General features: G+C 74.6%; 13 protein-coding genes. 7 read left to right on the top strand and 6 right to left on the bottom strand.

The window, feature by feature from the left end:
• Positions 1-22: 22 nt before the first annotated feature.
• From ACLBYG_RS13990 to ACLBYG_RS13980, 3 genes are all read left to right on the top strand, one after another.
• Complete coding sequence (locus ACLBYG_RS13990; RefSeq protein ID WP_447681836.1) at positions 23-1,465, top strand: cobyric acid synthase; 1,443 nt, start codon at positions 23-25, stop codon at positions 1,463-1,465.
• 78 nt (positions 1,466-1,543) lie between these two features.
• Complete coding sequence (locus ACLBYG_RS13985; protein WP_020095589.1) at positions 1,544-2,890, top strand: MFS transporter; 1,347 nt, start codon at positions 1,544-1,546, stop codon at positions 2,888-2,890.
• 101 nt (positions 2,891-2,991) lie between these two features.
• Entirely contained in the window at positions 2,992-3,168 is a 177-nt protein-coding gene (locus ACLBYG_RS13980; protein WP_010687019.1) for a hypothetical protein, read from the top strand.
• Between the two features lie 41 nt (positions 3,169-3,209).
• Here the strand turns inward: ACLBYG_RS13980 and ACLBYG_RS13975 are convergent, their stop codons facing one another.
• Together ACLBYG_RS13975 and cbiB are read right to left on the bottom strand one after the other, a co-directional pair.
• Positions 3,210-4,124, bottom strand: coding sequence for an NAD(P)-dependent oxidoreductase (locus tag ACLBYG_RS13975; protein ID WP_447681835.1), 915 nt, complete (start codon positions 4,122-4,124; stop codon positions 3,210-3,212).
• A gap of 175 nt (positions 4,125-4,299) precedes the next feature.
• Complete coding sequence (gene cbiB, locus ACLBYG_RS13970) at positions 4,300-5,295, bottom strand: adenosylcobinamide-phosphate synthase CbiB (protein WP_447681834.1); 996 nt, start codon at positions 5,293-5,295, stop codon at positions 4,300-4,302.
• Here cbiB and cobD point away from each other — a divergent pair.
• Positions 5,287-6,321, top strand: a complete 1,035-nt coding sequence (gene cobD / locus ACLBYG_RS13965; RefSeq protein WP_447681833.1) for a threonine-phosphate decarboxylase CobD — start codon at positions 5,287-5,289, stop codon at positions 6,319-6,321. The two genes, cbiB and cobD, sit on opposite strands and share 9 nt — an antisense overlap.
• Here the strand turns inward: cobD and ACLBYG_RS13960 are convergent.
• Positions 6,314-7,489 (bottom strand): MFS transporter, encoded by a 1,176-nt coding sequence (locus ACLBYG_RS13960; protein ID WP_447681832.1) that lies wholly within the window; start codon positions 7,487-7,489, stop codon positions 6,314-6,316. The genes cobD and ACLBYG_RS13960 overlap by 8 nt on opposite strands.
• 333 nt (positions 7,490-7,822) lie before the next feature.
• Between ACLBYG_RS13960 and ACLBYG_RS13955 the strand changes: the two genes are divergently transcribed.
• From ACLBYG_RS13955 to ACLBYG_RS13945, 3 genes are all read left to right on the top strand, one after another.
• Positions 7,823-8,014, top strand: a complete 192-nt coding sequence (locus ACLBYG_RS13955; RefSeq protein WP_012318462.1) for a hypothetical protein — start codon at positions 7,823-7,825, stop codon at positions 8,012-8,014.
• A gap of 256 nt (positions 8,015-8,270) precedes the next feature.
• Complete coding sequence (locus tag ACLBYG_RS13950; protein ID WP_447681831.1) at positions 8,271-9,680, top strand: malonyl-CoA decarboxylase; 1,410 nt, start codon at positions 8,271-8,273, stop codon at positions 9,678-9,680.
• Between the two features lie 116 nt (positions 9,681-9,796).
• Positions 9,797-11,314: a malonate--CoA ligase gene (locus ACLBYG_RS13945; protein WP_447681830.1), complete on the top strand. Its 1,518-nt coding sequence runs from the start codon at positions 9,797-9,799 to the stop codon at positions 11,312-11,314.
• Between the two features lie 175 nt (positions 11,315-11,489).
• Here ACLBYG_RS13945 and ACLBYG_RS13940 read toward each other — a convergent pair whose 3' ends face one another.
• The 3 genes from ACLBYG_RS13940 to ACLBYG_RS13930 all read right to left on the bottom strand — a co-directional run bounded on the left by ACLBYG_RS13940 (position 11,490) and on the right by ACLBYG_RS13930 (position 13,263).
• Positions 11,490-12,317, bottom strand: coding sequence for a hypothetical protein (locus tag ACLBYG_RS13940; RefSeq protein WP_447681829.1), 828 nt, complete (start codon positions 12,315-12,317; stop codon positions 11,490-11,492).
• A gap of 119 nt (positions 12,318-12,436) precedes the next feature.
• Complete coding sequence (locus ACLBYG_RS13935; protein ID WP_020095580.1) at positions 12,437-12,808, bottom strand: DUF3618 domain-containing protein; 372 nt, start codon at positions 12,806-12,808, stop codon at positions 12,437-12,439.
• A 5-nt stretch (positions 12,809-12,813) separates the two neighbouring features.
• Positions 12,814-13,263 (bottom strand): phage holin family protein, encoded by a 450-nt coding sequence (locus tag ACLBYG_RS13930; protein ID WP_170855257.1) that lies wholly within the window; start codon positions 13,261-13,263, stop codon positions 12,814-12,816.
• Positions 13,264-13,267: the final 4 nt, after the last annotated feature.

The following is a 13,267-nucleotide window of genomic DNA, read 5'->3' as shown; positions in this document are numbered from 1 at the left end:
GACGGCGCCCAGGAAGGCCCTGATGATCCAGGGCACCGGCTCCGATGTCGGCAAGTCCCTGATCGTGGCGGGGCTGGCGCGCGCCTTCACGGAGCGGGGCCTGAAGGTCCGGCCGTTCAAGCCGCAGAACATGTCGAACAACGCCGCCGTCACCGCCGACGGCGGCGAGATCGGCCGGGCGCAGGCGCTCCAGGCCCGGGCCGCCCGGGTGGCACCCTCCGTGCACATGAACCCGGTCCTGCTGAAGCCGCAGAGCGAGGTCGGCTCCCAGGTGGTGGTGCAGGGCCGGATGGTCGCCACCGTGAAGGCGCGCGACTACCAGGCCTGGAAGCCCCGGCTGATGTCCGCCGTCCTCGACAGCTTCTCCCAGCTCGCGGACGAGGCCGACTTGGTTCTGGTCGAAGGCGCGGGCTCGGCGTCGGAAATAAACCTGCGCGCGGGCGACATCGCCAATATGGGCTTCGCCCGGGCCACCGACACGCCGGTGGTGCTGGTCGGCGACATCGACCGGGGCGGCGTGATCGCGAGCCTCGTCGGCACGAAGGCGGTGATCGACCCGGAGGACGCCGCGATGGTCGCCGGCTTCCTCGTCAACCGGTTCCGCGGCGATCCGAGCCTGTTCGCCGACGGGATGCGGCTGATCGCCGAGCGGACCGGCTGGCCGGCGCTCGGCCTCGTTCCGCACTTCCCCGACGCCGCGCGCCTGCCGGCCGAGGATGTGCTGGGCCTCGCCGGCTCGGACCCGCGCGGGCCCGGCTCCGTCACGGTGGCGGTGCCGGTGCTGCCGCGCATCGCCAATTTCGACGATCTCGACCCTCTGCGGGCAGAGCCGAACGTGTCGGTGGTGCTGGTCCGGCCCGGAACGCCGATCCCCGCCGGGGCCGCCCTCGTGCTGCTGCCGGGGTCGAAGACCACGATCGACGATCTGGACTTCTTCCGCGCCGAGGGCTGGGACGTCGACCTGCGCGCCCATGTCCGCCGGGGCGGCCGGGTGCTCGGCCTGTGCGGCGGCTACCAGATGCTCGGAAAGAGCCTCGCCGATCCGCACGGGATCGAGGGGGCGCCGCGCACCGTGGAGGGCCTCGGGCTCCTCGCCGTCGACACCGTGATGTCGCCCGAGAAGCGCCTGGCCGCCGTCACCGGCACGAGCCTGCCCGACGGCGTGCCGTTCTCCGGCTACGAGATGCATATCGGCACGACCGCGGGGGCCGACGCGGACCGGCCGCTGCTGCGCCTCGCCGACGGGCGCCCGGACGGGGCGGTCTCGGCGGACGGGCGCGTGGCCGGGACCTACGTCCACGGCCTGTTCGCCGACGACGCCCAGCGGGCGGCGTGGCTCGCGCGCCTGGGCACCGCCTCGGCGGGCGCCGGCTACGAGGCCGGGGTCGAGGCGGCGCTGGACGGCCTCGCGCGACACATCGCGGCCCATGTCGACTGCGACCGCCTCCTGGCGCTTGCCCGGTAGGCGGGGCGCGGGCCAGGGATTACTCTGTGTTATGCCGGCCCCGCCACGAAGGGCCGCACGCCCCCGGAGGAACGCCCCATGCCGCCCACGCCGTCCCCCGCCGGGGAGGATCTCGCCGCGAGCACCGTCCGGACCGTGACCCTGCGGCTGATGCCGCTCCTCGGCCTGCTCTACCTGATCGCCTATATCGACCGGCAGAACGTCTCCTACGCCAAGCTGGAGATGGTCGGCAGCCTCGGCCTCTCCGAGACCGCCTACGGGCTCGGGGCCTCGCTGTTCTTTCTCGGCTACTTCCTGTTCGAGGTGCCGGCCAACGTCTTCCTGGAGCGGGTCGGCGCGCGGATCTGGTTCGCCCGGATCATGATCACCTGGGGGATCGTCACCGTCCTGCTGGGCTTCACCCAGGGCACGGCGATGTTCTACGTGCTGCGCTTCCTGCTCGGCGCCGCGGAGGCCGGCTTCTTCCCCGGCGTGCTGTTCGCCCTGACCCTGTGGTTCCCGCAAGCGCACCGGGCGCGGATGATCGGCTGGTTCATGATCGCCAGCGCCATCGCCAACGCGGTCGGTGCGGCGATCGGCGGCGCGCTGCTGGGCCTCGACGGGCTCCTCGGCCTCCAGGGCTGGCAGTGGGTGTTCCTGGCCACCGGCGCGCCGGCGATCCTCATGGCCGCGGTGGTGCTGTTCGTCCTGCCGGACGGTCCCGAGACCGCCCCCTGGCTGTCGCAGGCCCAGCGCGACTGGCTCGCCCGCACGCTCCGGGCCGAGCGCGAGGACGGCGGCCACGTCGACCACGGCAACCCGTTCGCGGCGCTCCTCGACCGGCGGGTGCTGATGCTTGCCGGGGTCTACGTCTCCCTGCCGCTCGCCGCCTACGGCCTGGGCTACTGGCTCCCCACCGTGGTCAAGGGCTTCGGCGTCTCGAACCTCACCAACGGCTTCCTCAACATCATCCCGTGGCTCGCCACGGCCTTCGCCCTGTGGTGGGTGCCGCGCCACGCCGCCCGCACGGGGGCGCAGGGCAACGCTCTGACCTGGCACGTGGTCGGGCCGGCGCTGGTCGGGGCGGCGGGCCTCGCGCTCTCCGTCGTCCTGCCGGGCAACGCCGTGAAGTTCGCCTGCCTGTGCGTGGCCGCGGCCGGGACCTTCGCCGCCCAGCCGGTCTTCTGGTCGATGCCCGGGACGTTCCTGCGCGGTGCCTCGGCGGCCGCCGGGATCGCGGCGATCAATTCGGTCGGCAATCTCGGCGGCTTCGTCGCCCAGAACGCCGTGCCGTTCATCCGCGACCAGACCCAGAGCGACCTCGTGCCGATGCTGTTCCTGGCCGCCTGCCTCGCCGTGGGGGCGGGCCTCATGTTCGTGGTGCTCTCCGCCCTGCGCCGCGACGCGGCGCGGCGGGCGGTGCCGACGGCCGCGAGACCGGCCTGAACACGGTCCGGATTCGTGCGTTATCCTTCCTCAGGCCGGCAAGACCGGCAGGATGATGCAGACCCGCAAGCCCGCGGGCCATCGTCGAGGAGGGCACCGCGATGAGTCAGGGATTTCCGCTCATGATCCTCGCCTTCGGGACGCTCGGCGGCATCTGGTTCCTGGCCGCCGCGGCTAGGAAGCAGGTCGCCGACGCGAAGGGGAGCCCGGAGCGCTCCAGCGTGATCCACCACCACGGCGGCGAGCCGCGCCCGAACATGCAGGGCACCGAGCACTAGGAGAGCCGAGCATCGGGGCGGCCGCTCCCGCGGCGCAGCTGTCAGCCGGCGGCGATCCGCCGGCAATGGTCGAGGGCGGCGCCGATCAGGTTGTCGCTCGCCTCGGGCGTGCGGAACGCCGAGTGCGCCGACAGGGTGACGCTGGGCAGGTGCGCCAGCGGGTGATCCGGCGGCAGGGGCTCGACGGTGAACACGTCGAGCCCGGCCCGCGCCACGTGGCCGGTGCGCAGGGCCGCGACCAGGGCGTCCTCGTCGAGCACCGCCCCGCGGGCGGTGTTGATCAGCATCGCGCCGGGCTTCATCGCGGCGATCCGCGCGGCCGACAGGAAGCCGCGCGTCGCGTCGGTCAGGAGCAGGTGGAGCGAGACCACGTCGCTCTCGGCGAGCAGGCGGTCGAGCGGGACGAAGTCGACGCCGGGATGGGTCTTCGGGGTCCGGTTCCAGGCGAGCACTCGCATGCCCACGCCCCGGCAGAGGCGCGCCATCTCGGCCGCGATCCCGCCGAACCCGACGAGGCCGACGGTCTTGCCGGTGAGCTGGATCCCCTCGGTGCGCAGCCAGGATCCGGCGCGCATCGCCCGGTCCATCTCGGGCAGGCCGCGGGCGGCGGCCCACATCAGCGCGAAGGCGCACTCGGCGACCGCCGTGTCGCCGTAGCCCTTGATGGTGTGGACGGTGACGCCGAGGGCGTCCCGGAGCGCCTCCGGGTCCATGTAGCTGCGGGCGCCGGTGCCGAGGAACACGACGTGCTTCAGGCCCGCGCAGGCCCGGGCCACGTCGAGGGGGAGGGCGGTGTGGTCGATCACCGCGGTCTCGGCGCCGTCGAGGATCGCGGGCAGGTCCTGCGGCGCGATTCCGGGATCCGCGTGGATCGCGAAGGGCGGATCGTCCGGCCGCAGCAGCCGCCGGGCCACCGCCGCCAGGGTCTCGCTGGCATCCACGAACACGGCACGCATCGGCGTCTCCCTCATCCAGCTCCGTCCGGCCACGATGCGTCCGGTGCGCGGGCCGTGCCAAGGCCCGATCGGGAATTGCCGCCGTCTCTGCGACCGGAGCGAAGCGATCCCGTCGGCGCCACGATCTCAGAGATCGCGCGGCCCTGGCGCCCTTCGCTCCCTTCGCGAGGACGGCTCAGCCGGTGAGCGACAGGCAGAGCGCGAGGAGCGCCAGCACGAGCCCGCCCTGCAGCCAGCAGGCGGTGCGGTAGAGGGCCAGCGCCCGGGCGATGTCGTCGGCCGTGGCGGCGTCCCGGCCGTCGCCCATATGCGCGTCCGGGACGAGGGTGCCGTCGTAGACCCGCGGCCCCGCGAGCCGTAGGCCGAGCGCCCCCGCCATGGCGGATTCGGGCCAGCCGGCATTGGGCGAGCGGTGCCGGCGCGCGTCCCGGGCCATGGCCCGGAGCGCCCCGCGCGCGTCGGCGCCGCGCAGGGCCGCCGCCCCGGCGATCAGCAGGCCCGCGAGCCGGGAGGCCGGCAGGTTCACGCCGTCGTCGAGCCGGGCCGCCGCCCAGCCGAAGGCGGCGTAGCGCGGGCTGCGGTGGCCGATCATGCTGTCGGCGGTGTTGACCGCCTTGTAGAGGGCGCCCCCCGGCAGGCCGAGGCAGCCGATCCAGAAGGCCGGCGCCACGATCCCGTCGGAGAAGTTCTCCGCCAGGCTCTCGATCGCGGCCCGGCAGACCGCCGCCTCGTCGAGGCGGTCGGGGTCGCGCCCCACGATCATCGCCACGGCCCGGCGCCCGGCCTCTAGGCCGCCCGCGCGCAGGGCCGTCTCCACGGCGGCGACGTGCTGGTGCAGGCTGCGCTGCGCCGGCAGGCTCGCGCCGAGCAGGCCGAGGAGGAGCAGAGCGGGGAGGGGGCCGGCGAGCCCCGCCAGCGCCGTGACGGCGAGGGCGGCCGAGCCGACCGCGGCGAGGAGCAGCGCCAGCGCGAGGCAGCCGGCGACCCGCCGCCGGCGCGCCGAGCCGCGGTTGAGGCCGCGCTCCAGGGCGGCAATCAGCCGGCCGATCCAGGTGACAGGGTGACCGGCCGCCCTGTAGAGCGCGTCGGGATAGCCGGCCGCCGCCTCGATCCCGAGGGCGACGGCGAGGACGGCGAGCGTGTCGGCGAACGTACCGGGCAGATGGACCATTCGGTGTGGAGCGTTCCCGCGCGTGAGGCCGCCCCGATCGCGCATGGCGGCGATCTCGGCGGGCTCCGACAAGCCTTTCCCGACGCGCCGGAGCCCTGGCTCGACCTCTCGACGGGGATCAACCCGGTCCCCTATCCCGTGCCCGCGCTGGAGGCCAGCGCCTGGGCGCGCCTGCCCGAGGCCGCCGAGGTCCGCGCGCTCCGGAAGGCCGCCGCCGCGGCCTACGGCGCGCCGGACGCCGACCACGTCGTGCCCGCGCCCGGCACGCAGGTCCTGATCGAGACCCTGCCCCGGCTCCTGGCCCCGACCCGGGTCGCGGTTCTCGGGCCGACCTACGCCGAGCACGCCGCCGCCTGGGCGCGGGCCGGGCACGCGGTGGCGGAGGTCTCGAGCGTCGACGCCCTCGGCGCGGCCCAGGTGGCGGTGATCGTCGATCCCAACAACCCGGACGGGCGGACCCATCCCCTGGCCGAGCGCCGGGCGCTCGCCGCGGCGCTCGGCCGGCGCGGCGGCCTGCTGGTCGCCGACGAGGCCTTCGCGGACCTGGAGCCTGTGGAGAGCCTGTGCCCGCACGTCACCGCACCGGACTCGGCGCCGGGCCTCGTGGTGCTGCGCTCCTTCGGCAAGACCTACGGGCTCGCCGGCCTGCGCCTCGGCTTCGCGGTCGCCGAGCCCGGCACGGCGGCCCGGATCGCCGCGGCGCTCGGACCCTGGGCGGTGTCGGGCCCGGCCCTGGCGATCGGGCGCGCGGCCCTGTCGGACGCGGGCTGGCGCGTCGAGGCCGCCCGGGCCCGGGCCGCGGATGCGGGCCGCCTCGACCGGATGATCGCCCGGGCCGGCGGCCGGGTCGTCGGAGGCACCTGCCTGTTCCGGACCGCCGATTTCCCCGACGGGCCGGACCTCTACCGGCGGCTGGCGGCGGCCGGCATCGCGGTGCGGCGCTTCGCCGGGCGCCCGGAGCGCCTGCGCTTCGGACTTCCGCCCGACAGGGCGGGCTGGTGCCGGCTGTCGCGGGTGCTCAGGTAGCCCGAGCCCCCGGCGGGTGCGGGTCGCGGGCCGCCACGAGCACGGCCAGCGCCGAGAAGGCGAGGCCGACCGCGCAGACGCCCGGCCAGCCGACGAGCAGGAAGGCCTGCGAGCCGGCATAGGCGCCGACCGCACCGAACACGAACAGGGTCGTGAACAGCACGGTGTTGATGCGGCCCCGCGCGCCCGGGACCAGCGCGTAGGCCCGGGTCTGGTTGGCGATGAGCGCGCCGTTCATGCCGATGTCGATGAGCAGCACGCCGAGCGCCACCGCGGCGAGCGACCACGTGCCCCCCGCCCAGAGCACGACGAAGGACAGGGCGACCAGCAGGCTGCCGCCGAGGACGACGGGCTTCGCCCCCCGCCGGTCGGTGAAGCGGCCCGAGATCGGCGCCACGAAGGCCCCGCAGACGCCGATCACGCCGAACAGCCCGGCCCCGGCGGCGGTGAGGCCGAAGGGCGGCGCCTCGACCAGCAGGGCCAGGGTCGCCCAGAAGGCGTTGAAGCCGGCGAACAGCAGCGCCTGCGACAGGCTCGCCGTGCGCAGCACCGGCTGCGTGCGGGCGAGGTGGAGGATCGACAGCATCAGGGCGCGGTAGCGCAGCGGGTGCGTCTGCACCGTGTGGGGGAGGGTGGCCCGCGCGATGCCCGCCATGGCGAGCGCCACCACGGACGCGACGAGGAAGACCGGCCGCCAGCCGAGATGCGCCCCCAGGAAGCCGCTCGCCGTGCGAGCGAGCAGGATGCCGGTGAGGAGCCCGGTCATGACCTGGCCGACGATCCGCCCGCGGCTCGCGTCCGGGGCGAGCTCGGCCGCGAACGGGACCGCCTGCTGGGCCGCGCAGGACAGCACGCCGACCACCAGATGGGCGAGCGCGAGGCAGGCGAGGTTCGGTGCGAGGCCCACGGCGAGCAGGGCCAGGGCGAGGCCGAGGCACTGCCCCACGATCAGGGCGCGGCGCGGCAGGGCGTCGCCGAGCGGCACGAGCCCGACGATGCCGAGCCCGTAGCCGACCAGGGCCGTGGTCGGCACCCACAGGGCGGCGCGGTCGCCGAACTCGGCCACGATCAGGCCGAGCAGCGGCTGGTTGTAGTAGATGTTGGCCACGGCCCCGCCGGCGATCAGCGTCAGGCCGAGCCGGGCCTTCGCGTCGAGGGGTGCGGTCACGGCCGGGTCGGGGGCAGGCGGGTGGGCCGCCGCGGGAGAGCCATGGTCGGGTCCGTGTGGGGAGGGCGATCGGAGCGGCGAGCGATACGGGCGGAGCGCGCCGCCGGGCAAGCTGCGGCGATGCATCCCTGCCGGGACGCCCCGGGCCCCTTCACCGGAGCCGGCGGCGCACCATATGCAACAGACGCAGCCGGCGCCGCCCGCATGCCAGCGGGCGCCGCGACCGATGCGCCGGGCGCCGGGCCTCGCGAGGTTTACGGACCGGACTACGAACGAGAGGGCGGTTTCGTTCCGTGCGAACGGCGCCGGGGCCGCCGCAGCAGGGAGTACGGGATGCCGAACTACCGCGTCGACTTCGCCAAGGAGATCCTCGGGGTGCCGTTCACGATCGGCTCGGTCGCGATCGCGCGGGCCCGCGATCCCGAGCGCGCCCGCCGCGCCGCGGAGCTGCGCTTCGCCCGCCAGCACGGCGTCGGCGACTGGCGCGAGCGGGCGGACCTCGCCACCGTGGCCGAGCGGCTCTGACGGCCGGCCGGATCCACCGCACCACCCCCGTCACACGATGGTCGTGCCGCGCCCGCACACGGGGAGCCCCGTGGGGATCCCCGCGTCGGCGACCGGTCAAGCTCTGGTCGCGGCGGCCGCGGCGCCGTAGAATGGCGGGCGGATCGGGACGCCCGCCGGCGTCCGGATCCCGTTCCGTCCGCGCCCGACCGACGAGCCGGCGTCGCGGGACCGGACACGTCTCGAATCCGGGTCATCGGGGGTCAGTGCGAAGGTCATGGCGGCGATCTCCTTCTTCGGCGACCTGCTTCAGACCATCAGCGAGCGCGGCCGCGACCTGATCGGGATCGGGCGCGGCGACCTGGGGCCCCGGGCGAGCGCCGGCGACCTCGTCAAGCTCTGCGAGGACCTGATCTCCCGGCGCGGCGAGGCCTCCGGGGTGGCGCTGGCCCGCCTGATCCTCGACCGCTACGCGAGCTTCGGCCAGGCGGAGCGCCACGCCTTCCTGCGGGCCATCGCCCTCGACTTCGACGCGGACCACGCCGCCGTCGACGAGGCCATCGCCGCCTACCGCGCCGCCCCCTCCCGCGCCCGCCTGGGCAGCCTGCACGAGGCCGCCGAGCCGCGCAGCCAGGAGCTGATTCGCCGCCTCAACCTCGCCCGCGGCGGCACGCTGAGCCTCGTGCGGATGCGCGAGGACCTGTTCGACCTGCGCCGGGCCCTGCGCGCCGGCGACGAGGCCGACCCCGCCCTGATGGACGCCGTCGACAGCCTCGACTGCGACTTCGAGCACCTGTTCGCGTCGTGGTTCAACCGCGGCTTCCTCGTGCTGCGCCACATCGACTGGACGACGCCGGCGCACATCCTGGAGAAGATCATCCGCTACGAGGCGGTCCACGCCATCTCCGGCTGGGACGACCTGCGCGCCCGCATCGAGCCGCCGGACCGGCGCTGCTTCGCGTTCTTCCACCCGGCGCTCGCCGACGAGCCGCTGATCTTCGTCGAGGTGGCGCTCACCGACCAGATCGCCCCGGCGATCGCCCCGATCCTGTCGCAGGAGCGCAAGCCGCTGCAGCCGCAGGCGGCCACCACGGCGGTGTTCTACTCGATCTCGAACTGCCAGAAGGGCCTCGCCGGCGTCACCTTCGGCAACTTCCTGATCAAGCAGGTGGTCGAGGACCTGACCCGCGAGGTCCCCACGCTCAAGACCTTCGTGACGCTCTCGCCGGTGCCGGGCTTCGCGGCGTGGCTGGCGCGGGAGCGCCGGGCCGACAGCCCGCAGGGCCTGCTGCCCGAGGATGTCGAGACCCTGCGGGCGCTGGACGACCCGGCCTGGCCGGCCGACAAGGCCCGGGCCGAGACGGTGCGCCGGGCGCTGATCCCGGCCGCGGCCGCCTATTTCCTGCGCGCCAAGAACGAGCGCGGGCGCCCCCTCGACCCGGTGGCCCGGTTCCATCTCGGCAACGGCGCGCGCCTCGACCGGATCAACTTCCTGGGCGACACCTCCAAGAAGGGGCTGGCCCAGTCCCACGGGCTGATGGTCAACTACCTCTACGACCTCGCCGCCATCGAGCGGAACCACGAGACCTACGCCAATCTCGGCACCGTGGTGGCGGCCCCGGCGGTGACCCGGGAGCTGCGCGCCAAGCTGCCGCCGCCCCGGGCCGTGGTGCTCGCCGAGGCGTAGGCGTCGCGACTCACCGGACCGCGCGGACGACGCGCCGCCGGAAAGGGCTCGCCGAGGGGGCCTCCGGGCGGCTATGGGTGCGCGCGACCCATAGCCCGTGATAGCCCAGCCTCACGATGACGAACCACCTCTTCTCCCTGGTGCGGGACGGCGCCGCCGATCCCGCCAAGACCGTGATCGAGACGCCGGACGGGCGCCGCTACGCGTACGCGGACCTGATCGCCCGCTCCGGCGCCTACGCGGCGGCCCTGCGGGCGGCGGGGGTCGCGCCCGGCGACCGGGTGGCCGTGCAGGTCGAGAAGAGCCCCGAGGTGATCTTCCTGTATCTCGGCGCGGTCCGGGCCGGCGCCGTGTTCCTGCCGCTCAACACCGCCTACACCCCGGCGGAGATCGGCTACTTCCTGGGCGACGCCGAGCCGACCGTGTTCGTCTGCGACCCGGGCCGGCGCGACGCGCTCGCCGAGGCCGCCGCCGGCGTCCGGCAGGTCTGGACCCTCGACGCCGCGGGCGGCGGCAGCGCCGCGGAGGCCGCTGACCGGGCCGCCGATGCGGGCGCCGCCTTCGCGGACGTGCCCCGGGGTCCGGAGGATCTCGCGGCGATCCTCTACACCTCGGGCACGACCGGGCGCTCCAAGGGCGCCATGCTGACCCACGACAACCTCGCGTCGAATGCCCGGACGCTGGTCGCGTACTGGCGCTTCACCGCCGACGACGTGCTGATCCACGCCCTGCCGGTGTTCCACACCCACGGCCTGTTCGTGGCGACCAACACGGTGCTGGCGAGCGGCGGGTCCATGCTGTTCTTGCCCCGGCTCGACCCGAAGCTGATCCTGAGCCTGATGCCGCGGGCGACCGCCCTGATGGGCGTCCCGACTTTCTACACCCGGCTCCTCAAGGAGCCGGGCCTGACGCCGGAGGCGGCCCGGGGCATGCGCCTGTTCGTGTCGGGCTCGGCGCCGCTGCTCGCCGAGACGCACCGGGAGTGGCAGGCCCGCACCGGCCACGCCATCCTCGAGCGCTACGGCATGACCGAGACCAACATGAGCACCTCGAACCCCTACGCGGGGGACCGGGTCGCCGGAACGGTCGGCTTCCCCCTGCCGGGCGTGTCCCTGCGGGTGGTCGAGCCCGAGACCGGCGCGGCCCTCGGGCCCGACGCGGTCGGCATGATCGAGGTGAAGGGCCCGAACGTGTTCCAGGGCTACTGGCGCATGCCCGAGAAGACCGCGGCCGAGTTCCGGGCCGACGGGTTCTTCATCACGGGCGACCTCGGCAAGGTCGACGGCCGGGGCTACGTCCACATCGTCGGGCGCGGCAAGGACCTGATCATCTCGGGGGGCTTCAACGTCTACCCGAAGGAGGTCGAGACCGAGATCGACGCCCTGCCGGGCGTGGTCGAATCCGCCGTGATCGGCCTAGCGCACCCGGATTTCGGCGAGGCCGTCACCGCCGTGGTGGTGGGCGGCGCCGGCTGCCCGGACGAGGCCGGCGTGCAGGCCGCCCTGGAGGGGCGCCTCGCCCGGTTCAAGTGCCCCAAGCGCGTCCTGTTCGTGGACGAGCTGCCGCGCAACACGATGGGCAAGGTCCAGAAGAATCTGCTCCGCGAGGCGCATGCGGGGCTGTACCGGGACTGACGCGCCGTCCCGTCAGAAGGGTCGACGGAGCGAGGATCCGGCCACCGCGTCGTTGCGAGCGGAGCGAAGCAATCCGGGCGGCGCCACGCTGCTCGACGTCGCGCAACTCCGGGGCACGTCGCCTCGCCCGGGATGACGGCGCCGAGGCCCCCACGGAGGGGCCCCGGCCACCGAATCAGAGATTGTGCTGCGTCCGCTCGCCCGCGGGCGGCGTGTGGCTCTCCGGATCGACCACCTTGCGGGCGGCGGCGTTGAGGTTGTCCGGGTCGAGGGCGGTCTGGACGAACTCGCGGCCGATATTGGTGACCTCGCGGGCGTAGCGCAGGCCCTGGTCGCGGACCTCGTCGGCCCAGGGACCGATGCTCCGGTCCTCCTGGCGGGTGCGCGGCAGCAGCGCGCCGAGGAGCAGGCCCGCGGCCACGCCGACGACGCCGACGAGGAGCGGGTTGTCGTCCACGAAGCGCTCGACGGCGGTGCGCCCGCGGTTGATCCCCTCGATCCCCTGGTTGGTCAGGTCGTCCAGCGCCCGCATGTTGCGGCGATGGAGGGCGCCGGCCCGCTCCCGGGCCTCGTCGTAGGCCGCGGTGGCGCGGTCGCGCGCCTGATCGGCCGCCCCGCCGAGACGGTCGTTGATGTCGTCGGCGAGGCCCGAGACGGTGCGGCGCGCCTGCCCGGCGAACTCGGTGGCCCGGTCGCCCGCCGCCCGGATGCCATCCTTCGCGGCCGAAGCGGCGTCCTGGGCAGCGTCCTGGGCAGTGTCGCGGGCGGCGTCGTGCGCGGCCGCGTCGTGCGAGCCCGTCGCCGCGCCGGGCCGGAGCGGGTCGTGCAGGCCGCGCGGATCCGGCCGGAGGGTGAAATCGCCCGCGGCGGTGCCGGGCGCGCCCGGGTCGCCGAGGCCGGCCGGATCCGGCCGCAGGCTCTTGTCGTCGGCGCCGTGCGGCATCCCCGCCGCGGCGGCGAGCTGCTCGGGGGTGCTGGAGGGAATACCCGGCTTGTCGGTCATGGCGCTGTCCTCAGATGTCGGTCTCGCCGGCCCGCCTTCGGCGCCGGTCTGCCCGGTCGTCCGGCCGGGCGGCACGGTGTCTCGTCCCGGATCCGGCCGGACCCGGACGGGTCCGGTCCTCAGATCTCGGTCGTGTCCAGCGGATCGCGGGCCGGGCGGACCGTCGGGCGGTCGGGGTCGTAGCCGCGGGCCGCGCCGGTGTTCAGGGTGGGCACGCGCTCGGCCGAGACCTCGGTGCGGCGGCGCTGGGCGTCGCGGGCCATCCGGTTGAACAGCAGGCCGACGCCCGCCGCGATCAGCAGCACCGGCACGGGATTGCGGCGCACCGCCTCCAGGGCCGAATCGTAGGTCGTGTTCAGCGCCGGCACCCGCCGGGCATTGCCCAGCATCTCGTCCACGAGATTCGGCACCGAGAGCCGGCCCTGGATGCGGTCGATCGTGTCGTCGAGCCGGGCGCGGCTCTCCTCGATCTCCTTCTCGAGGTCGTTCATCGTACTCATCCGGACACGCGCTCCGAGAGGGCCTGGGCATCCTGGCGGACCTGGCGCGTCGTGCGCTTCGGGGCCAGGGTCGAGAGGGAGAGGACGCTGCGCGCCCACAGGGCCATCCCGAGGGCGAGGAGCAGCAGAACGCCGCCGACGATCAGGGCCGAGAGCCACTCGGAGCCCACGATGGTGGCGAGCCACTTCACGAAGGCGCCGATCAGGACCAGCAGGGCGACCACGGCGAACACCGCCGAGCCGACCATGCAGGCGAGGCCGACGATGAGCTGGCGGACGTTGCCGGCCATCTCGGCCCGGAACAGCGCGATCTCCTTGCGGGCGAGCTCGTTGGTCTCCCGCAGGGCGTCGCCGATCAGGCTCTGGATGCTGGAGGGGCCCGTGGCTGGGCCCGTGGAGGAACCCGTGGAGGGGCCCGCCTGGCGCGGGTCGGAGCCGTAGGTCATGGCG

The sequence above is a fragment of the Methylobacterium sp. D53M genome, from assembly GCF_053345625.1.
This window is presented reverse-complemented; position numbering and strand designations above follow the sequence as displayed.